Here is a 21,045-nt window from a genome sequence, read left to right on the forward strand (position 1 = left end):
GCCCCTTTCTTTATTTCTGCTTTTCCCCCAGCGTCGGGGTTTCATCGAAGAAGTTCCACGGTTTCAACAGCGCGTGTACCCACTCTGTAGGCATGATCGGCCACTCTTCGGCGCGGGCGACGTGGGTTGTGCCGGTGGTGATCCATACCACATCGTCATGACTATCCAGTGATTCATTGTCCTTGCTGTACAGCCCCAGTCCGGTATCGTGCGTTGAGCGGTTAGGATATTTGCCTTCCGGGAAACGCTCATTCGGATGGTAGCGCGTTACCCACAGCTGTTTATCCATAAAGCTCAGACGATGGTAAATCCACTCGTCCGGGGCAAATTTCGCACCAGTCGCCACCGGGTGCGTGCCGCCAGCGTAAGGGATGATCTGGTACGACACCGGGTTACCCATGCGGTTTTCTTTGCTGGTATTACTGAGCAGGCGGATAGTGCCAGGGTCAAACTTCTGCGCTGCCTGTTGTTCGCTGTCGATGGTGTATTGATTCACCTGCATGGTGCTGGTGCGTGGGCCACCCGCGGTATTTGGCTTCACTTCCGGGTCCATCGCCACCAGCCGGTTGTTTTCGCCGTCAACGTCGAGATCGAGACGGAAATTGTAGATGTGCTGGTGCGTGGTGCCGACAATGTTATGGTCGATCAGCGTACCGTAACGGGTATCGTCTTTGGCCGATGGATCGTGCATGGTTTTCGCCTTCACGCCTTTCACCGCTTCAATGCCGGTCGCACCAGCATCGATGCCGATGGTGCCGTTTTCGTGGAAAATCCAATCAAAGATGTAATCATAGTTACCGACAGTGCTGATCCAGCGTATCACCAGTTCGCGGCGTTCGGTGCTGACGTTCGGTTTCCCCAGTTCCTGATGCTTATACTCCGGCCCGGCGTAGCGCTCGAATACGGCGATAGCGCGGGGAATATCCATTGGTGCACCGGCATAATCGGCAATGGTTTCATCAAGCAGCACGGCGTTGGATGGCGCATCTTTCCCGCGCACGATCGGTGAGGTCAGGGTGCCCATACCGTAATCGCCGGAATCAAGATAGGCTTTGAAATACCAGCCGGTGTCCGGGTCGCCATAGGGGACGATCATCCCGCCGAGCGAGCCTTCGTACATGATTTTGCGTTTCTTGCCATTGTCGTTATACGTCACGGTCGACAGAATCGGCCCGACGCGCGAGTTCAGGCGCAGGTGGAAATCCCAGTTCTGCCAGTGAATCATATCGCCAGTGATGGTGTAGTTCTTGCCCTCGGGCTCGACAATCTCCAGTGGTTTCAGCGCCGGTTTCACGCGGTCACGACCGTCATACGGGCGCGGCGTCAGCGGCACCGGGATCACCGGGCCTTCCTCAATCTTAATAATCTTCTTCTGTTCGAGATCAACCACCGCCACCAGGTTTTCAATCGGGTGCGCCCAGTAATTGCCATCACCAACATCGAGATAGCTGATGACTTTCAGCAGACGGGCATCCTGTTTCAGGCCATCTTTACCATCAAAATAGCCGACGGTAAGCGGGGTGGTGATGACCTTTTTCGGATCGTTGATACCGTGCTTTTTCAGCACCTGCGCAAACTCGCTGCTGTTGTCGATAACATTCTGCACGGTGACGAAATCATCCAGCAGCACCATGCCATGCGCGTCTTTAACGGGCTGCCAGGACGTTACTTTTTTATTCTGCAGGTCAACCACGCCTTCGATGACATGTTTACCGTCGAGCATAATGACGTTGGCTTCGCGCGGTGCATCAACCGCTTTGCCAGTGAGGGCAAAATCCCAGACCGCGGTTTTGTCGGGCTCGCGTAGCGAAATCTCGGTAAAGCGAGTGTTGGGTTTGAAATCCGGCGCGGCTTTGACAATCTCTACCGCTGCACGGATCTCATCCGCAGTCAGCGAATTGAGCGGGTGCGGTTTCTTCTCGACCTGGAAGGTCTGGTCGAGTCCGGACTGAAACACGTCGTTGATGAAGGTGTCGGAAACCCAGGCTTTGTTCTCTTTCATCACTACCGGCACCTGCAGCGTTAGCGGCTTACCGTTGACGATGGCGGTTTTCGCGCCCGGTTTTACTTTGACGTATGCGCCATCTTTGATCAGGGTAAAAATCTGCGCGTAATCATCCCACTGCACGTCAGCGCCGAAATCCTGTAGCGTTTTGTCCATCGGTACCATGTGCGCTTCGCCACCGTGGGCGAAGGCCGGAGACTGCCAGGTGCAACACAGCGCGACAGCCAGTGCCAGCGTCGTTTTACGGGGAGAGAAAAAAGAGCGGCTTCCCATGTTTAACCTCGTCTTATTGTTTTGTTTTGTTGTGTTGTGAGTGTTGTGACAGCGTTATCCTGACAGGCAGACGCGTAAAAGTGTTTGCCTGCTGCTGCCAGGTTGTTTGTCAGATGTGCCAGGTTGGGAAGTTTTTGCGTGCCGGGCAGGCGGAATGCTGCCCGGCACCGTTGCTGCGGATCAGATGTCGCCGGTCTGGCGCGCGACCAGCGTCAGGATGGAGTAGAGTGCCACCGTCTGTTGATGCTGATTGAAAATCTCGACTGCCCATTCGACCACGCCGGTCGGTTTCTCTTCAGCGGTTTTCTGCCGTTTCACCGTTTTGCGTTTGCAGGTCAGCCGCACCTGAATGGTATCGCCAGGTTTCACCGGCTCGATAAAGCGCAGGTTTTCCATGCCGTAGTTGGCGATCACCGGCCCGACACCGTCGTCAACGAACAGCCCGGCAGCGGCGGAAATCACGAAATAGCCATGCACCACGCGCTCACCAAAAATCGATTCCGCGGCGGCGATTTTATCCATATGCGCGTAGAAGTGATCCCCGCTCAGGCAGGCAAAATTGACGATGTCAGTTTCAGTCATGGTGCGGCGCGGGGTCAGCAGGCTGTCGCCCGGTTGCAGTTCTTCGAAGTATTTACGGAACGGATGAATGCGGTCTTCTGCCACCTGCGCGCCGCGCACCCATTGTTTGCCAATTGCAGCAAGCATCGACGGGCTGCCCTGAATCGCGGTGCGCTGCATATAGTGCTTAACCGCCCGCAGGCCGCCAAGCTCTTCGCCGCCGCCAGCACGTCCCGGGCCGCCGTGNTGGGGAACCGTGCCCGGTGGATTCTTTAGACGATTCTTCATTCAGCACCTGAATACGCCCATGCGCACGTGCAGCACCAAGGATAAACGCCCGCGCCAGTTCGCCGTCAGCGGTGACCAGCGTGCCGGCGAGGCTGCCTTGCCCGGCACGAGCCAGCGCCAGCGAATGTTCACGGTCGCGGTAGGGCATCAGCGTGGCGACAGGGCCAAAGGCTTCCGTCGAATGTACCGCCGGGGTTTCGTCTGGTTGCGGGCACCACAGCAGCGTTGGCGGGAAAAAAGCACCTGCCGCGCTGAGGTCGGCCTTGCCACCAAGACGGATTTCACAGCCTGCGGCGACCAGCGCATCCACGCGTTCCTGCACATCCTGACGCTGTTCGGCGTTGACCAGCGCGCCCATTTTCACCCCTTCCTGCGCCGGATCGCCAACGGTCACTTTTTCCAGCCGGGCTATCAGCGCGTCGCTCACTGCCTGCACCTGCGTCTGCGGCACGATGATGCGGCGAATGGCAGTACATTTTTGCCCGGCTTTCGCGGTCATCTCACGCACCACTTCGCGAATAAAGAGCGCGAATTCTGGCTGTTCCGGCGTGACGTCGTCGCCGAGCACACAGCAGTTCAGCGAATCCGCTTCCATGGTGAACGGGATTGAATGTGCGACGATAGTGGGGTGAACGCGCAGCATCTGGCCGGTAGACGCCGAACCGGTGAACGTCACCACGTCCTGCGTATCCAGATGATCCAGCAAATCCCCGGCGCTACCGCAAATCAGGCTGATGGCGCCGTCCGGCACCAGGCCGCTGTCGACAATCGCTTTTACCATTGCCTGGGCGACCTGCGCGGTGGCGGTGGCGGGTTTGACGATCGCCGGCATGCCCGCGTTAATGTGTACGGCGACGCCGGATTTTGAGGTCAATACGTGTCGGGCGGCGAAGCCTCCGGCTTTCGACAGCGGGATCAGCTCATCTTCCGGCCACAGGGTGTCGTCCGGCAGTTCGCGACTGCCGAGCCCGGCATAGGTGAACAGCGTACCGATGCCGCCTTCAATATCCACCCAACTGTCGGCGCGGGTGGCACCGGTCTGCGCGGACAGCGCGTAAAACGTCTCTTTGTGCTCCAGCAGATGACGGGCCACCGCTTTTAGCATGGCGGCGCGTTCAATGAACGTCATCGCCTGCAGCGCCTTGCCACCGTGCTCGATGGCAAAACGGCGCGCCTGCGCCATGTCGAGACCTTCGCTGGTCACTTCCCACAGAACGTCGCCCGTAATGGCGTGATGGATTGCGCGCGTATGGCCGCGACCTTTCTGCCACGCGCCGGATAAGTAACTGGTTAACTGCTGCATCACCGATCTCCAAAGTGTTACGTTGCTTTGCATTACATAGTTTGATTATGAATCATAAAAATCAAGGATGAATTTAATAATTTATTAACAATGCGACCACTGTCTTAACGGCGTGAGAATATAATACATTGAAAAATCATAATATAACGAAATGAGTTGCGAGTGAGGTCACAGAAAACATAAACATAATTTGTGGTTTTAGTTAACCTTTATGTAACTTTTATAGAGAAAAGTGATTCACAAATCATGATAAACAGGTTTAACAGGAATCATAAAGGTGATGACGTGACAGAAGAGCAACGCTTTAACGCGCGCATCGCGCAGGAAACCGCCATCGAGCCGCAGGACTGGATGCCGGACGCCTACCGCAAAACGCTGATCCGCCAGATTGGGCAGCACGCGCATTCCGAAATCGTCGGCATGTTGCCGGAAGGGAACTGGATCACCCGCGCCCCGACGCTGCGCCGTAAGGCCATTCTGCTGGCCAAAGTGCAGGACGAAGCCGGTCACGGCCTCTATCTCTACAGCGCGGCGGAAACCCTCGGCTGCGCCCGCGAGGATCTCTACCAGAAGATGCTCGACGGCAGGATGAAATATTCCTCGATTTTCAACTATCCAACGCTGAACTGGGCGGATATTGGCGTGATCGGCTGGCTGGTGGATGGCGCGGCTATCGTCAACCAGGTGGCGCTGTGCCGGACCTCCTACGGCCCGTACGCCCGCGCGATGGTGAAAATCTGTAAAGAGGAGAGCTTTCACCAGCGGCAGGGCTTTGAAGCGTGTGTGACACTGTCACAAGGTAGCGAGGCCCAGCGCCAGATGCTGCAGGACGCTATCAACCGTTTCTGGTGGCCGTCGTTGATGATGTTTGGCCCCAATGACGACAACTCGCCGAACAGCGCCCGCAGCCTGGCGTGGAAAATCAAACGCCATTCCAACGACGAGCTGCGCCAGCGCTTTGTCGACAACACCATTCCGCAGGTGGAAATGCTCGGCATGACCGTACCGGACCCGGATCTGCATTTCGACGAGGCCAGCGGGCATTACCGTTTCGGCGAGATCGACTGGCAGGGAATTTAACACGCATCGCCGCCAAACGCAAGGCGTGGGACGACGGGGAGTGGGTGCGCGAAGCCGCGCTGGCCCACGCGCAAAAACAGCACACCCGCCACGTCGCCTGAGGAGAATCATGATGAGCAATGTTTACTGGCCACTGTATGAAGTGTTTGTCCGCAGCAAACAGGGGCTGTCGCACCGCCACGTCGGCAGCCTGCATGCCGCAGACGATCGCATGGCGCTGGAAAACGCCCGCGACGCCTACACCCGCCGCAACGAAGGCTGTTCGATATGGGTGGTGAAAGCGAGCGAAATCGTCGCCTCGCAGCCGGAAGAGCGCGGTGAGTTTTTCGAACCGTCAGAGAGCAAGGTGTACCGTCACCCGACGTTTTACACCATTCCTGACGGCATAGAGCACATGTGAGGTGGCGATGATAATCAACGATCCCATCGCCACGTACGCGCTGCGCCTTGGCGACAACTGCCTGGTGCTGGCGCAGCGGCTTTCCGCCTGGTGCGGTCACGCGCCGGAACTGGAAATCGATCTGGCGCTCGCCAATATCGGCCTCGATCTGCTGGGCCAGGCGCGCAATTTTCTCAGCTATGCCGCGGAGCGAATCGGTGAAGGCGATGAAGACTCGCTGGCCTATTTCCGCGACGAACGCCAGTTCAGCAACCTGTTGCTGGTTGAGCAGCCGAACGGCAACTTCGCCGATACTATTGCGCGCCAGTATCTGATGGATGCCTGGCATGTCGCGCTGTTCAGCCGCCTGACCGCCAGCCGCGACGCGCAAATTGCGGCCATCGCCGCCAAAGCCATCAAAGAAGCGCGTTACCACCTGCGTTTCAGCCGTGGCTGGATGGTGCGTCTTGGACAGGGCACCGCACTGTCCGCGCAGCGTATGCAGCAGGCGCTGGACGACGTCTGGCGCTTCACGGCGGAACTGTTTGACGCCGATGCGCTGGAGAGTGAACTGAGCGAGCAGGGCATTGCCGTTGATCCGCGCCAGCTGCGCGCCGAATGGGAAGCGGAAATCCAGCAGGGCCTGCGCGAAGCCGGGTTAACGCCGCCTGCCGACGCCGCGTACCGCACTGGCGGCAAGCAGGGGCTGCACACCGAACATCTCGGCCCGATGCTGGCAGAGATGCAGTATCTGCAGCGGATGTATCCCGCGCAGCAGTGGTAACCGGAGGTCAGTATGCAACATCTCGCCACCATTGCCCCTGCCGACGTGCGCCAGATCTGGGCGCTGCTGGGGCAGATCCCGGACCCGGAAGTGCCGGTGCTCACCATTACCGATTTAGGTATGGTGCGCAGCGTGGCTCAGCAGGGCGAAGGCTGGGTGATTGGCTTTACACCGACCTATTCCGGCTGTCCGGCGACGGAACATCTGTTGGGGGAGATCCGCCGCGTGATGACCGAAAACGGCTATACGCCGGTACACATTGTGCTGCGGCTCGATCCGCCGTGGACCACCGACTGGATGAGCCCTGATGCCCGCGAACGGCTGCGCCAGTATGGCGCGACAGCTGCCGCGAACCCTTTGATTACTTTAAATGTATTTGAGGTTGCCATGACGACGTTTCATTCGCTTACGGTGGCAAAAGTTGAACCCGAAACCCGCGATGCGGTGACCATCACCTTCGCGGTTCCCGACGCCTTACAGTCGGCCTACGCCTTTCGCCCAGGCCAGCATCTGACGCTGAAAACCCGGCTCGGCAATGAAGAGCTGCGCCGCTGCTATTCGATTTGTCGTGGTGCGCGGCCCGGTGAAATCAGCGTGGCGGTAAAAGCTATTGATGGCGGGCGCTTTTCAAACTACGCCCGTCAGGAGATCAAACAGGGCATGGCGCTGGAGGTCATGGTGCCGCAGGGGCTGTTCGGCTATCAGCCACAGGCCGACCGTCGTGGTAACTACCTTGCCATCGCTGCGGGTTCCGGCATTACGCCGATGCTGGCGATTGTTGAAACCACGCTGGGGACCGAAGCGGACAGCCAGTTTACGGTGATTTACGGCAACCGCAGCAGCCAGAGCATGATGTTCCGCCAGGCGCTGGCTGACCTTAAAGATCGCTACCCGACACGCCTGCAACTGGTCTGCCTGTTCAGCCAGGAAACGCTCGACAGCGATCTGCTGTACGGGCGTATCAATGGCGAAAAACTGCAGGAATTGTCGCGCACGCTGATCAACTTCAGCCAGTTTGATGAAGCTTTTATCTGCGGTCCGGCGGCGATGATGGACGAAGCAGAAACCACGCTACTGGCTCTCGGTATGCCAAAAAAAACGCTGCACCTCGAACGCTTTAACACGCCGGGCAGCAGTGTGCGCCGCGCCGCCAGCGTTCAGGCACAGGGGCAGACGGTGACCGTGCGTCAGGATGGCCGCGACCGTCAGGTGACGCTGACCGCTGACGACGAAAGCATTCTCGATGCGGCGCTGCGGCAGGGCGCGGATTTACCGTACGCCTGCAAGGGCGGCGTCTGCGCCACCTGCAAATGCAAAGTGCTGCGCGGCAACGTGTCGATGGCCACCAACTACAGCCTTGAAGCCGACGAACTGGCGGCGGGCTATGTGCTGAGCTGTCAGGCACTGCCGATTACCCCGGACGTGATTGTCGATTTTGATGCGAAGGGGATGGCATGAGCGAGTTGCTGACTGAACAGCACGACCGCGTGCTGCTGCTGACCCTCAATCGCCCGCAGGCGCGGAATGCGCTGAACAACGCGCTGCTGGCGCAGATTGCTGATGCACTTGAATCTGCCGCGCAAAATCCGGCGATTGTGGCCTGCCTCATCTGCGGTAATGAACGCTTTTTTGCTGCCGGGGCCGATCTCAACGAAATGGCGGACAAAGACCTCACGGCGACCTTAAACGACGTTCGCCCCCGGCTGTGGGCGCGCATTGACGCCTTCAACAAACCGCTGATTGCGGCGGTGAACGGTTACGCGCTGGGCGCGGGCTGCGAGCTGGCGATGCTCTGCGACGTCGTGATGGCGGGCGACAACGCTCGCTTTGGCCTGCCGGAAATCTCCCTTGGCATTATGCCCGGCGCAGGCGGCACCCAGCGGCTGATTCGTAGCGTCGGNGTCGCAGGAAGTGAACCTCCACGCCGGGCTGCAGCTCGAACGCCAGCTGTTTACGCTGCTCAGCGCCACGGACGATCGTCAGGAAGGCATTGCCGCCTTTCGCGAAAAACGTACTCCCGTATTCAAAGGACGCTAACCATGGACGCTTTTATTCTCAGCGATGTGCAACAGGGCGTAATGACCATTACCCTCAACCGCCCGGATCGACTGAACAGTTTTAATGATGAGATGCACCAGCAGTTAGCCGACTGTCTGAAGCAGGCCGGGCGCGACGAGACCATCCGCTGCCTGCTGATCACCGGCACCGGACGCGCTTTCTGCGCAGGGCAGGATCTCAATGACCGCAACGTCGACCCGCAGGGCAATGCCCCGGATCTCGGGCTGTCGGTGGAAACATTCTATAACCCGCTGGTGCGCCGTCTCGCGGCATTGCCGAAACCGGTGATTGCCGCTGTGAACGGCGTGGCGGCGGGCGCTGGCGCTACGCTTGCGCTCGGCTGCGATATGGTTATCGCGGCCCGTTCAGCAAATTTCATGATGGCGTTCAGCAAGCTCGGGCTAATTCCGGACTGCGGCGGCACCTGGTTTTTGCCACGTGTGGCAGGCCGTGCGCGGGCGCTGGGGCTGGCGCTGTTGGGCGATAAGCTCAGCGCTGAACAGGCGCACCAGTGGGGCATGATCTGGCAGGTGGTAGATGACGCACAGCTTTCCGATACCGCGCAGACGCTGGCGCGCCATCTGGCGACACAGCCGACCTACGGTCTGGGGCTTATCAAGCAGGCGCTGCTGGCGGCGGAAACCAATACTCTTGACGCCCAGCTCGATCTCGAGCGCGACTATCAGCGGATGGCCGGACGCAGCCCTGATTACCGCGAAGGGGTCAGCGCGTTCCTTGNTTTTGCTGTATGACATCGCCAGCGACGCATTAGCACGCGCTGTTGACGGTATCCGTACGCGGCTGGAATCCCGCGTGGCGCGCGGCAAGCTGACCGCCGACGCCTGCGCCAGCACGCTGCGTAATCTTTACCCGGTTGCAGATATGTCAGCGCTGGCTGCCGCGGATCTGGTCATTGAAGCCGCCAGTNNCCGAGGCGTGGCGCGCGCTGGAAGAGCAGGTGGCGGAGGCGGCTGTCATTGACGCCGCGCTGCGCGACGGCGGCGGTTTCCCGATGGGGCCGCTGGCGTTGACCGACCTGATTGGTCAGGACGTCAATTTTGCCGTGACCTGTTCGGTATTTAACGCCTTCTGGCAGGAGCGCCGTTTTTTACCGTCGCTACTGCAACAGGAACTGGTGCTGGCCGGTCGGCTGGGTAAAAAAAGTGGGCAGGGCGTTTATCACTGGCCGGACGGTGCGCCCGCGCCCGCGTACTGTGCGCCGCTGACGGCAGAACAGGGGCCACAGCAGGTAGTTAAAAATAGTGACAGTGTCACTAATAAACCTTTCATGGCGCTGGACGACGTCGTGCTGATAGAAACCCATGGCGAGACCGCGCAGGCACTGGCAACGCGGCTGGCACGACCGGTTGTGGTGACCGATCTGCATAACGGTAATGTTGTCGCCATTGCCGCGGCGGCAAGCAATCGCCCGCAGGAGACGGAAAAAGCCATAGCCTGGCTGCAGCAGCAGGGCAAACAGGTGCTGTTGATTGCCGACTATCCTGGCCTGCTGGTCTGGCGCACCGTCGCGATGCTGATTAATGAAGCGCTCGATGCGCTGCAAAAAGGCGTCGCCAGCGAAACTGATATCGATACCGCGATGCGCCTCGGCGTCAACTATCCTTACGGACCGCTGCAGTGGGGCGAAACCCTCGGCTGGCAGCGGGTGCTGGCGATGCTGGAAAACCTGCAACGCCATTACGGCGAAGAACGCTATCGTCCGTGTTCACTGCTGCGCCAGCGTGCGCTTCTGGAGTGTAGCTATGAGTCATAACGCCTGGCACAACGCCCGCGTGATGTATGAAAACGACGCCTGCGCCCGGGCGATGGGCATGGATATTGTCGAAATGGATGACGGATACGCCATGGTCACCATGACCGTGCTGCCGCAGATGCTGAATGGCCATCAGACCTGCCACGGCGGGCAGATCTTTTCGCTGGCGGGTACCGCCNTCACAGCCACCGCACGCGTCAAGCATCAGGGCAAAATTGCCGGGGTGTATGACATTGAAATCGTTAACCAACATCAAAAAACGGTCGCTCTGTTTCGCGGTAAATCGCACCGCATCGGCGGCAATGTGACAGGAGAAGCCTGATGCGTGATGCGTTTATTTGTGACGGTGTGCGAACGCCGGTAGGCCGTTATGGCGGCGCGCTGTCCGGCGTGCGGGCGGACGATCTGGCCGCCATCCCGTTGCGGGCATTGTTAAGCCGACATCCGCAACTGGATGCGGCGCTGATTGATGACGTGATCCTTGGCTGCGCCAACCAGGCGGGGGAAGACAACCGTAACGTCGCGCGCATGGCGACGCTCCGGGCTGGATGCGCTGGGTTTTGCCGCGCGCGCCATTCGCGCGGGCGATGCGGATCTGCTGCTGGCCGGTGGCGTGGAATCCATGTCCCGCGCGCCCTTTGTGATGGGCAAGGCCACCTCGGCGTTTTCCCGTCAGGCCGAGATGTTTGATACCACCATTGGCTGGCGTTTTGTGAATCCGCTCATGGCGCAGCCATTTGNTGTCGTTGAAGTGAAAGACGATGAGCATCTGCGACCGGACACCACGCTTGAGCAACTGGCCGCGCTGAAAACGCCGTTTCGCGCAAATGGCGTGATCACTGCCGGGAACGCCTCCGGGGTGAACGACGGCGCGGCGGCGTTGATTGTCGCCAGCGAGGAAATGGCGCTGGCGCAGGGGCTGACCCCGCGCACGCGCATCGTCGCCATGGCGAGCGCTGGAGTCGAGCCGCGATGATCCTGGAGCGTGTTTGATCTGTAAGCTAATCAACCTGCGAGTACCCTATAATGATAACGACATCCAACCTTGATCCGATTGAAACCGCGTCCCGCGACGAGCTGCACGCGCTGCAGACGCAGCGCATGAAATGGACGCTGAAACACGCCTACAAGAACGTGCCGATGTACCGGCGCAAATTCGACGCGGCAGGCGTGCACCCTGACGATTTCAACGAACTGGCGGATATCCGCAAGTTTCCCTGCACCACCAAACAGGATCTGCGCGACAACTATCCGTTCGACACCTTCGCGGTGCCGATGGAGCAGATTGTTCGCATCCACGCGTCGTCCGGCACCACCGGCAAACCGACGGTAGTGGGCTACACGCAAAACGACATCGATAACTGGGCGCATATTGTGGCGCGCTCCCTGCGCGCGGCGGGCGGCAGTGCGAAAGATAAAATTCATGTCGCTTATGGTTATGGCCTGTTTACCGGCGGTCTGGGCGCACACTACGGCGCGGAACGTCTGGGCGCCACGGTGATCCCGATGTCTGGCGGGCAGACTGAGAAGCAGGCGCAACTGATCCGCGATTTTCAGCCGGATATGATCATGGTGACGCCGTCCTACTGCCTGAACCTGATTGAAGAGCTGGAGCGGCAGATGGGCGGCGACGCCAGCCAGTGCTCCCTGCGCGTCGGCGTGTTTGGTGCGGAACCGTGGACCTGTGCGATGCGTGGCGAAATTGAACGCCGTCTCGGCATTACCGCGCTGGATATTTATGGCCTGTCGGAAGTGATGGGGCCGGGGGTAGCGATGGAATGCATCGAAACCGCCGACGGCCCGACCATCTGGGAAGATCACTTTTACCCGGAGATCGTCAACCCGGACGACGGTACGCCGCTGGATGATGGCGAACAGGGCGAGCTGCTGTTTACCACGCTCACCAAAGAGGCGCTACCGGTGATCCGCTACCGCACCCGCGATCTCACCCGCCTGCTGCCCGGCACGGCACGCACCATGCGCCGCATGGACCGTATCAGCGGCCGCAGCGACGACATGCTCATTATTCGTGGTGTGAATGTCTTCCCGTCACAGCTGGAAGAGGAAATCGTCAAATTTGAGCACCTGTCGCCGCACTACCAGCTGGAAGTACACCGTCGCGGGCATCTTGATTCACTTTCCGTGCGTGTGGAGCTGAAAGAGAGCAGTCTCAGCCTGTCGCATGAGCAGCGCTGTCAGGTCTGCCATAATTTACGCCACCGTATTAAATCGATGGTGGGCATCTCAACCGACGTGACCATCGTCAACTGCGGCAGCATTCCGCGCTCCGAAGGCAAGGCCTGTCGGGTGTTCGACCTGCGTAAAGTCGCCGCCAACGGGTAATCAATCTCATGCCCCCTCTCCTGGCACGAGGGGGCAATATGCTATGATTCATCCAGGATAAAAAAGATAAAAGAATGAATCAGATGAGCAAACTTGACGCATTTATTCAGCAGGCTGTCTCCTCGGTTCCCGTCAGCGGAACGTCGTTAATCTCCTCGCTTTATGGCGATGCACTGTCGCATCGCGGCGGTGAAATCTGGCTTGGCAGCCTTGCGGCGCTGCTGGAAGGGCTCGGTTTTGGCGAGCGCTTTGTGCGCACGGCGCTGTTTCGGCTTAACAAAGAGGGCTGGCTGGATGTCGATCGCGTGGGGCGTCGCAGCTACTACCGGCTGAGCGATAAAGGTTTGCGTCTGACGCGGCGCGCGGAAGGCAAAATCTACCGTGCGGAACAGCCCGCCTGGGACGGCACCTGGCTGCTGTTGTTGTCGGAAGGACTGGACAAATCCACCCTCGCGGATGTGAAAAAACAGTTGATCTGGCAGGGGTTCGGCACGCTGGCGCCGAGCCTGATGGCGTCGCCGTCGCAAAAACTGGCGGATGTACAGGCGCTGTTGCATGAAGCGGGCGTGGCGGAAAACGTCATCTGTTTTGAAGCGCATTCGCCGCTGGCGATGTCGGTGGCGGCGTTGCGCGCGCGCGTGGAAGAGTGCTGGCAACTGACCGAACAGAATGTCATGTACAACGCGTTTATCGACTCGTTCCGGCCGCTGTTGCCACTGCTGCGCGAGGCCGGGGCGAATGCGTTAACGCCGNNTAACGCCGGAACGCTGCTTCCAGATCCAGTTGTTGCTGATCCACTTCTACCGTCGCGTGGTGCTGAAAGATCCGCTGTTGCCGGAGGCCCTGCTGCCCGCACACTGGGCCGGGCAGGCGGCGCGCCAGCTGTGTATTAATATTTATCAACGTGTGGCCGCTGGTGCCCTCGACTGGGTGAGCGAGAAAGCGGAGACCTCGGTTGGCGCACTGCCACAGCCGGGCAACGCGTTTTATCAACGCTTCGGCGGCCTGCAACTTAACTAGGGAGGTGCTATGCCTGTATATCAAATTGATGGTCTGACGCCGGTGGTCCCCGAGGAAAGCTATGTGCATCCCACTGCGGTACTGATTGGCGACGTGATTTTAGGCAAGGGCGTGTACGTCGGGCCGAACGCCAGCCTGCGTGGTGACTTTGGCCGCATTGTAGTTAAAGATGGCGCTAATATTCAGGATAACTGCGTCATGCACGGCTTTCCCGAACAGGATACGGTGGTCGAGGAAGACGGGCATATCGGCCACAGCGCGATCCTCCACGGCTGTATTATTCGCCGCAACGCGCTGGTGGGCATGAATGCAGTAGTGATGGACGGGGCGATCATCGGCGAAAACAGCATTGTCGGTGCCGCATCGTTTGTCAAAGCGAAGGCCGAAATGCCTGCCGATCACCTGATCATCGGCAGCCCGGCAAAAGCGATTCGCCCGCTGAGCGAGCAGGAGATGGCCTGGAAAAAACAGGGCACGCGGGAATATCAGGTGCTGGTGGATCGCTGCAAGCAGACAATGCATCAGGTCGAACCGCTGCGCGAAGTGGAAGCGGAACGTAAACGGCTGGTGTTTGATGAAAACCTGCGGCCGAAGTCAGCGTCATAAAAACGTTCGCCCTCTTTAACGAGAGGGCTGACGGTATTATTCCTGTCCGGCGGTGCTGCGGCTGCGCGTAGTGATAATCACCAGAAAGGCAAAACAGACCGGAACCAGAGAGCCCCACAGTACGGCATTCCAGCCATACAGATTGAGCAATGCGCCGGACGAAAACGATCCGACAATCATCACGCCAAACACCACAAAATCATTCAGCGACTGCACCTGCGTCTTCTCTTCCGGGCGGTGGTAGTCAATGATTTTTGCCGATGCGCCAGTAAAGCCAAAATTCCAGCCAATCCCCAGCAATATCAACGACAGCCAGTAATGAAAAATATCGGTTCCGCTCAGTCCGGCAAGCACCGAGCCTGCGGTGATCAGTAAACCCGCCGAAGCAATACGCATGGCGCCAAAGCGATGGATCAGCCTGCCGGTGAAAAAGCCAGGCCCGTACATCGCGATGACATGCCATTGAATCCCAAGGTTGGACGCCTGCTGTGAAATGCCGTGCATATGCATCGAGAGCGGGGCGGCGGTCATCAGGAAATTCATCACCATGTACGCCACCGCGCCGCTGAAAACGGTTTTCAGGAAACCGGGCTGACGCACGATTTCCCGAAGCGGACGCCCAGCGGATTTTGTGGCAGCAGCAACGGGCTCGGCGGGCGTAACTCCCATGAGAATAACGGCGGAGATGGCGGCAACCAGCGCCTGGGCGATGAAGGTAATGGCGAACGTATGCGGCGGCCAGAGATTCATGGTGCCTGTCACCAGCATGGGGCCAATGACGCCTGCGGCGACACCGCCGCCCATCACCAGCGACAGCGCGCGGGCACGGCGCTCTTTGGCCACGCCATCGGTCGCCGCAAAACGAAAGCTCAATGCAACCGCCGCATACGCGCCGCCCAGAAATCCGGCGACGCAAAACAGCAGAAACGACCCCATCACCACCGCCAGCGCCGCTAACAGGCCAGTGATGACACCGGCTCCGGTACCGGTCATAAAGGCGGCTTTGCGTCCGTGTTTTCTGGCCAGCATGCCAAAAGGCAGGATGCAGGCCGCCATCCCCACAACAAACGTGGTAATGGGGAGCGTGGCCAGCGAGGCGCTGGGCGCGATGGCGTTACCGACAATCGCGCCTGTTGCGTAGAAGACCACCGAATTCGCCCCGGCGAGCGCCTGAGCTGCCGACAGACGGATGATATTATGGTTTTGCTCTGCAACAGACAGCGTGTGTTCTGTGGTCATCTGTTAAGTCGTCCTGATTCATTGAGTGCAGAAAGTGACTTTGCGGCAATCTGGAGGGAGGCTATTAACGCTATTTATCATGCCTGTGATTGAGTATTCAAGCGTTAGCCCTCTCCGAAGAGAGGGCTAAGAGGTGCGGTGAGTCCCAGACCCTGCCGGGGTGACGCGGGGAGTGCTTCCCCGCGTGCGCCAGCTACTTCTTCGATTCGTAAGCGAGAACAGCTTTGATCTCCATACCACGTTCTTTGACGCTCAACTCACACAACGTATCGCGAACCAGAAACGTAAATCCGAGTACTGCAAGACACAGTACAACGACTGCCACAAGGGCGTACTTCGTCAGCATGTTATTGCCTCCTTTCAGAGAAGGGGCTAACATCCCACCTGCAAGGGTTGGGAGTGTCGGCCCCAGGTGGATAACACTATCTCCCTGGGGCTTTTCACTATCCGGACTCCTGCAAATTGCCTGAGACCAGACAGTCTCAAGCACCCGCGGTGATTCTATGATTTTCTTAACGCATTGAAAGCAGGACAGGTGCGTTTTACGAGCAGGCTCGTAAAGCGGGGCATGGCAGGGGAATAAAAACCCTCCCACCGGGCGGTGAGAGGGAGAAAACTCAGGCTGCGACGAGGCTGTCGATAGCCAGTTTCGCGTCGGACTGCGCTTTAGCCGCCACTTCCGGACCGTACGCCACGCCTTCTGCGAACACGAAGTTCACGTCTGTCATACCGATAAAACCAAGGAACAGTTTCAGGTACGGCGCGACCAGGTCGGTCGGGGTGTCTTTATGGATCCCGCCGCGGCTGGACAGTACGACAACGCGTTTACCGGTCACCAGGCCTTCCGGACCGTTTTCGGTGTAGCGGAAGGTAACGCCCGCGCGGGCCACCAGGTCGAAATAATTTTTCAGCTGCGTCGGAATGTTGAAGTTGTACATCGGCGCGGCAATCACGATAACATCGTGCGCTTGCAGTTCAGCAATCAGTTCGTCAGAGAGCGCCAGCGCTTCCTGCTGACGTGGCGTCAGCGGTGCATCGCTCGGGCGCATAGCACCCACCAGTTCACCATCCAGAACAGGGATAGGGTTGGCCGCCAGGTCGCGAACGGTGATCTGATCAGCCGCATGCTGTTCACGCCATTGTTCAACGAAATAGTCGGTCAGCTGACCAGACTGAGAGTACCCTGCCAGAATACTGGATTTGAGAACTAATACTTTGCTCATGGGTGATTCCTTATTATCAGATTGACGGGCCCGTGCCCTGTTGCTTGATGACACTCTATTCACAATCCTGCCGCAGGGATAGCGCAATATATCGAAGTCTTTGTTCGAAATTATTGAACAAGCGATGCCAGGCACGGATGTGATACTCTATAACGAACGTTTACGTAAGCCTTTTTCCGGCAGTGCGCTGCCCAATAATGCGATGACAGAACAGAATAAAATCACCGTCTCCTCCCTCCACCACCAGCTTGATGGCCTGATGCTGCGCGATAAACAGCGCTTTGCCCGCCGTCTGCAGGGAGCGAAGAAGGTTAAAAATCCTGAAGCACAACAAGCCATTTTCCAGGAGATGGTTAAAGAGATTGAACAGGCAGCCGGTAAAGTCCTGCTGCGTGAAGCCGCGCGCCCGGAAATCACCTACCCGGACAACCTGCCGGTCAGCCAGAAGAAACAGGACATCCTCAACGCCATTCGCGACCACCAGGTGGTGATCGTGGCGGGGGAAACCGGCTCCGGTAAAACCACCCAGTTGCCGAAAATATGCATGGAGCTGGGCCGTGGCGTGAAAGGGCTGATTGGCCATACGCAGCCGCGGCGTCTGGCGGCGCGAACGGTGGCAAACCGTATTGCGGAGGAGCTGAAGAGCGAGCCGGGTGAGTGCATCGGGTATAAAGTCCGCTTTAGCGATCGCATCAGCGATAACACCATGGTTAAGCTGATGACCGACGGTATTCTGCTGGCGGAAATCCAGCAGGATCGGCTATTGATGCAGTACGACACCATCATCATTGATGAAGCGCACGAGCGCAGCCTGAACATTGATTTTCTGCTTGGCTATCTGAAAGAACTGCTGCCGCGTCGCCCGGATCTGAAAGTGATCATCACGTCGGCGACCATCGATCCGGAGCGTTTCTCACGCCACTTTAACCATGCGCCGGTGATTGAAGTCTCTGGCCGTACGTATCCGGTGGAAGTGCGCTATCGCCCGATTGTGGAAGAGGCGGACGACACCGAGCGTGACCAGTTGCAGGCGATTTTTGACGCGGTGGACGAACTGGGGCACGAAAGCCCTGGCGACATTCTCATTTTCATGAGCGGCGAGCGTGAAATTCGCGACACCGCCGATGCCCTGAATAAACTGGAGCTGCGCCATACTGAGATCCTGCCGCTGTACGCGCGACTGTCGAACAGCGAGCAAAACCGTGTGTTCCAGCCCCACAGCGGGCGACGCATCGTGCTGGCGACCAACGTCGCGGAAACGTCGCTGACGGTGCCGGGCATCAAGTATGTTATCGATCCGGGCACTGCGCGCATCAGCCGCTACAGCTACCGTACCAAGGTCCAGCGTCTGCCGATCGAGCCGGTGTCGCAGGCCTCGGCGAATCAGCGTAAAGGCCGCTGTGGCCGCGTCTCGGAAGGGNNGATCTGCATTCGACTCTATTCGGAAGACGATTTCCTGTCGCGTCCGGAATTTACCGATCCGGAAATTCTGCGTACCAACCTGGCGTCGGTCATTCTGCAAATGACGGCGCTGGGGCTGGGTGATATCGCCGCGTTCCCGTTTGTTGAAGCACCGGACAACCGCAACATTCAGGATGGCGTACGCCTGCTGGAAGAGCTCGGCGCTATCACCACCGACGAACAGCAAACAGCATACAAGCTGACCGCCATGGGGCGTCAGCTCAGCCAGTTGCCGGTGGACCCGCGTCTGGCGCGTATGGTGCTCGAAGCGCAAAAACATGGCTGCGTGCGTGAAGCGATGATCATCACCGCCGCGCTGTCGATTCAGGATCCGCGCGAGCGTCCGCTGGATAAACAGCAGGCGTCCGATGAAAAACATCGCCGCTTCCACGATAAAGAGTCCGATTTTCTGGCTTTCGTGAATCTGTGGAACTACCTCGGCGAGCAGCAGAAAGCGCTGTCCTCGAACCAGTTCCGCCGTTTGTGCCGCACGGATTTCCTCAACTATCTGCGCGTACGTGAATGGCAGGATGTTTACACCCAGCTGCGTCAGGTGGTGAAAGAGCTGGGTATGCCGGTAAACAGCGAACCGGCGGAGTATCGCGAGATCCACCTCGCGCTGCTGACCGGTCTGCTGTCGCATATTGGTATGAAAGATGCGGATAAGCAGGAATTTACCGGCGCGCGCAACGCCCGCTTTTCTATCTTCCCCGGTTCCGGGTTGTTCAAAAAACCGCCGAAATGGACGATGGTGGCTGAGCTGGTGGAAACCAGCCGTCTGTGGGGGCGCGTGGCGGCGCGAATTGAGCCCGAATGGGTCGAGCCGCTGGCGCAGCACCTGATCAAACGTTCCTGGAGCGAACCGCACTGGGAAAAGGCGCAGGGCGCGGTAATGGCGACCGAAAAAGTGACGCTGTATGGCTTGCCGATTGTGGCGGCGCGCAAAGTGAATTACAGCCGCATCGACCCGGCGCTGTGCCGCGAGCTGTTTATCCGTCACGCGCTGGTGGAAGGCGACTGGCAGACTCGTCACGCATTCTTCCGCGACAACCTGAAACTGCGTGCGGAGGTGGAAGAGCTGGAGCACAAGTCCCGCCGTCGCGACATTCTGGTGGATGATGAATCGCTGTTTGAGTTTTACGACCAGCGCATCAGTCATGACGTCATCACGGCGCGCCACTTCGACAGCTGGTGGAAAAAGGTCAGCCGGGAAACGCCGGATCTACTCAATTTTGAGAAGAGCATGCTGATCAAAGAGGGCGCGGAAAAGGTCAGCAAACTCGATTACCCGAATTTCTGGCACCAGGGCAATCTCAAGCTGCGTCTGAGTTATCAGTTTGAACCCGGCACCGACGCCGACGGCGTGACGGTGCACATTCCGCTACCGCTGCTCAACCAGGTGGAGGAAGGCGGTTTTGAATGGCAGATCCCGGGCCTGCGTCGTGAACTTATCATCGCGCTGATCAAATCGTTGCCGAAACCGGTGCGCCGTAACTTTGTGCCTGCACCGAACTATGCAGAGGCATTTTTAGGCCGCGTCACGCCGCTGGAACTGCCGCTGCTGGATGCGCTGGAGCGCGAGCTGCGCCGCATGACCGGTGTGACCGTTGACCGCGAAGACTGGCACTGGGATCAGGTGCCCGATCATCTGAAAATGACGTTCCGCGTGGTGGACGACCACAACAAGAAACTCCAGGAAGGCAGCAGCCTGACGGCGCTGAAAGAGGCGCTTAAAGGGAAAGTTCAGGAAACCCTGTCTGCGGTCGCGGATGACGGAATTGAACAGAGCGGCCTGCACATCTGGAGTTTTGGCACGCTGGCGGAAAGCTTTGAGCAGAAGCGCGGCAACTATAAGGTCAAAGCCTGGCCCGCGCTGGTGGATGAACGTGACAGCGTGGCCATCAGGCTGTTCGATAATCCACAGGAACAGCAGCAGGCGATGTGGCGCGGCGTGCGCCGTTTACTGTTGTTGAACATTCCGTCGCCGATCAAGTATCTGCACGAAAAACTGCCGAACAAGGCCAAGCTGGGACTGTACTTCAACCCCTACGGCAAGGTGCTGGATCTGATTGACGACTGCATCTCCTGCGGCGTCGATAAGCTGATTGATGAGGCGGGCGGCCCGGTCTGGACGGAAGACGGCTTTACCGCACTGCATGAGAAAGTCCGCGCTGAGCTGAATGACACGGTGGTGGAGATTGCAAAGCAGGTGGAACAGATCCTCACCACGGTATTCAACATCAATAAACGGCTGAAAGGGCGCGTGGATATGACCATGGCGCTTGGCATGTCGGATATCAAAGCGCAGATGAGCGGGCTGGTGTATCGCGGGTTTGTTACCGGCAACGGTTTCAAAAAACTGGGTGATACGCTGCGCTATTTGCAGGCGATTGAGCGCCGTCTGGAAAAACTGGCCATTGATCCGCACCGCGACCGCGCGCAGATGCTGAAAGTGGAAAGCGTGCAGCAGGCCTGGCAGCAATGGCTGAACAAGCTGCCGCCCGCGCGTCGTGACAATGACGACGTGAAAGAGATCCGCTGGATGATCGAAGAGCTGCGCGTCAGCTATTTTGCGCAGCAGTTAGGCACGCCGTATCCGATTTCGGACAAGCGTATTTTACAGGCCATGGATCAGATTTCCGCGTAAA

Annotated in this window: 13 protein-coding genes and 7 pseudogenes; 15 read left to right on the top strand and 5 right to left on the bottom strand. The window is 58.5% G+C overall.

All coding sequences use genetic code 11. The annotated features are described in order from the left end of the window. Positions 1-10 precede the first annotated feature (10 nt). A complete protein-coding gene (gene tynA, locus GM30_RS06515; RefSeq protein WP_049847960.1) occupies positions 11-2,278 on the bottom strand; it encodes a primary-amine oxidase in 2,268 nt (755 codons plus the stop codon). A 180-nt stretch (positions 2,279-2,458) separates the two neighbouring features. Next, a pseudogene (gene paaZ, locus GM30_RS06520) lies at positions 2,459-4,430 on the bottom strand (phenylacetic acid degradation bifunctional protein PaaZ). Positions 4,431-4,715: 285 nt separating this feature from the next. On the opposite strand from paaZ, the pseudogene paaA reads away from it, so the two are divergent. The 14 genes and pseudogenes from paaA (at position 4,716) to paaY (ending at position 14,474) form a co-directional block, all read left to right on the top strand. Next, positions 4,716-5,611 (top strand): annotated as a pseudogene (paaA, locus tag GM30_RS06525) (1,2-phenylacetyl-CoA epoxidase subunit PaaA). Positions 5,612-5,622: 11 nt separating this feature from the next. Then, positions 5,623-5,910: a 1,2-phenylacetyl-CoA epoxidase subunit PaaB gene (gene paaB / locus GM30_RS06530; RefSeq protein WP_049847961.1), complete on the top strand. Its 288-nt coding sequence runs from the start codon at positions 5,623-5,625 to the stop codon at positions 5,908-5,910. A 7-nt stretch (positions 5,911-5,917) separates the two neighbouring features. Further along, positions 5,918-6,673 (top strand): 1,2-phenylacetyl-CoA epoxidase subunit PaaC, encoded by a 756-nt coding sequence (gene paaC / locus GM30_RS06535; RefSeq protein WP_049847990.1) that lies wholly within the window; start codon positions 5,918-5,920, stop codon positions 6,671-6,673. Positions 6,674-6,685: 12 nt separating this feature from the next. Continuing rightward, positions 6,686-7,053: pseudogene (gene paaD, locus GM30_RS26035) on the top strand (1,2-phenylacetyl-CoA epoxidase subunit PaaD). Between the two features lie 7 nt (positions 7,054-7,060). Beyond that, complete coding sequence (paaE, locus tag GM30_RS06540; protein ID WP_049847991.1) at positions 7,061-8,131, top strand: 1,2-phenylacetyl-CoA epoxidase subunit PaaE; 1,071 nt, start codon at positions 7,061-7,063, stop codon at positions 8,129-8,131. Next, a pseudogene (locus tag GM30_RS23915) lies at positions 8,128-8,710 on the top strand (enoyl-CoA hydratase-related protein). Before paaE ends, GM30_RS23915 begins: the two are co-directional and overlap by 4 nt. Before the next feature lie 2 nt (positions 8,711-8,712). Continuing rightward, positions 8,713-9,483: a 2-(1,2-epoxy-1,2-dihydrophenyl)acetyl-CoA isomerase PaaG gene (gene paaG / locus GM30_RS06545; protein WP_049847992.1), complete on the top strand. Its 771-nt coding sequence runs from the start codon at positions 8,713-8,715 to the stop codon at positions 9,481-9,483. Then, positions 9,383-10,505 (top strand): annotated as a pseudogene (locus tag GM30_RS06550) (3-hydroxyacyl-CoA dehydrogenase family protein). Before paaG ends, GM30_RS06550 begins: the two are co-directional and overlap by 101 nt. Further along, positions 10,495-10,827 (top strand): hotdog fold thioesterase, encoded by a 333-nt coding sequence (locus GM30_RS06555; protein ID WP_049847962.1) that lies wholly within the window; start codon positions 10,495-10,497, stop codon positions 10,825-10,827. The pseudogene GM30_RS06550 and the gene GM30_RS06555 overlap by 11 nt, the downstream one beginning before the upstream one ends. A 68-nt stretch (positions 10,828-10,895) precedes the next feature. After that, a pseudogene (locus GM30_RS27820) lies at positions 10,896-11,133 on the top strand (hypothetical protein); the annotation flags it as partial. 15 nt (positions 11,134-11,148) lie between these two features. After that, positions 11,149-11,481: a thiolase family protein gene (locus GM30_RS27825; RefSeq protein ID WP_420802253.1), complete on the top strand. Its 333-nt coding sequence runs from the start codon at positions 11,149-11,151 to the stop codon at positions 11,479-11,481. 50 nt (positions 11,482-11,531) lie between these two features. Continuing rightward, positions 11,532-12,848, top strand: coding sequence for a phenylacetate--CoA ligase PaaK (gene paaK, locus GM30_RS06565; RefSeq protein ID WP_049847964.1), 1,317 nt, complete (start codon positions 11,532-11,534; stop codon positions 12,846-12,848). A 74-nt stretch (positions 12,849-12,922) separates the two neighbouring features. Beyond that, a pseudogene (paaX, locus tag GM30_RS06570) lies at positions 12,923-13,868 on the top strand (phenylacetic acid degradation operon negative regulatory protein PaaX). 9 nt (positions 13,869-13,877) lie between these two features. After that, entirely contained in the window at positions 13,878-14,474 is a 597-nt protein-coding gene (gene paaY / locus GM30_RS06575; RefSeq protein WP_049847965.1) for a phenylacetic acid degradation protein PaaY, read from the top strand. A gap of 36 nt (positions 14,475-14,510) precedes the next feature. Here paaY and GM30_RS06580 read toward each other — a convergent pair whose 3' ends face one another. From GM30_RS06580 to azoR, 3 genes are all read right to left on the bottom strand, one after another. Next, positions 14,511-15,713, bottom strand: a complete 1,203-nt coding sequence (locus tag GM30_RS06580) for an MFS transporter (RefSeq protein WP_049847966.1) — start codon at positions 15,711-15,713, stop codon at positions 14,511-14,513. A 193-nt stretch (positions 15,714-15,906) separates the two neighbouring features. Beyond that, positions 15,907-16,059 (bottom strand): Hok/Gef family protein, encoded by a 153-nt coding sequence (locus tag GM30_RS23925; protein ID WP_192901432.1) that lies wholly within the window; start codon positions 16,057-16,059, stop codon positions 15,907-15,909. A 271-nt stretch (positions 16,060-16,330) separates the two neighbouring features. Further along, positions 16,331-16,936, bottom strand: a complete 606-nt coding sequence (gene azoR, locus GM30_RS06585) for an FMN-dependent NADH-azoreductase (RefSeq protein ID WP_049847967.1) — start codon at positions 16,934-16,936, stop codon at positions 16,331-16,333. A gap of 202 nt (positions 16,937-17,138) precedes the next feature. Between azoR and hrpA the strand changes: the two genes are divergently transcribed. Then, a complete protein-coding gene (gene hrpA / locus GM30_RS06590; protein WP_049847993.1) occupies positions 17,139-21,044 on the top strand; it encodes an ATP-dependent RNA helicase HrpA in 3,906 nt (1,301 codons plus the stop codon). Position 21,045: the final 1 nt, after the last annotated feature.

The sequence above is a fragment of the Trabulsiella odontotermitis genome (assembly GCF_001188485.1).
Taxonomy (GTDB): Bacteria; Pseudomonadota; Gammaproteobacteria; order Enterobacterales; family Enterobacteriaceae; genus Trabulsiella; species Trabulsiella odontotermitis_A.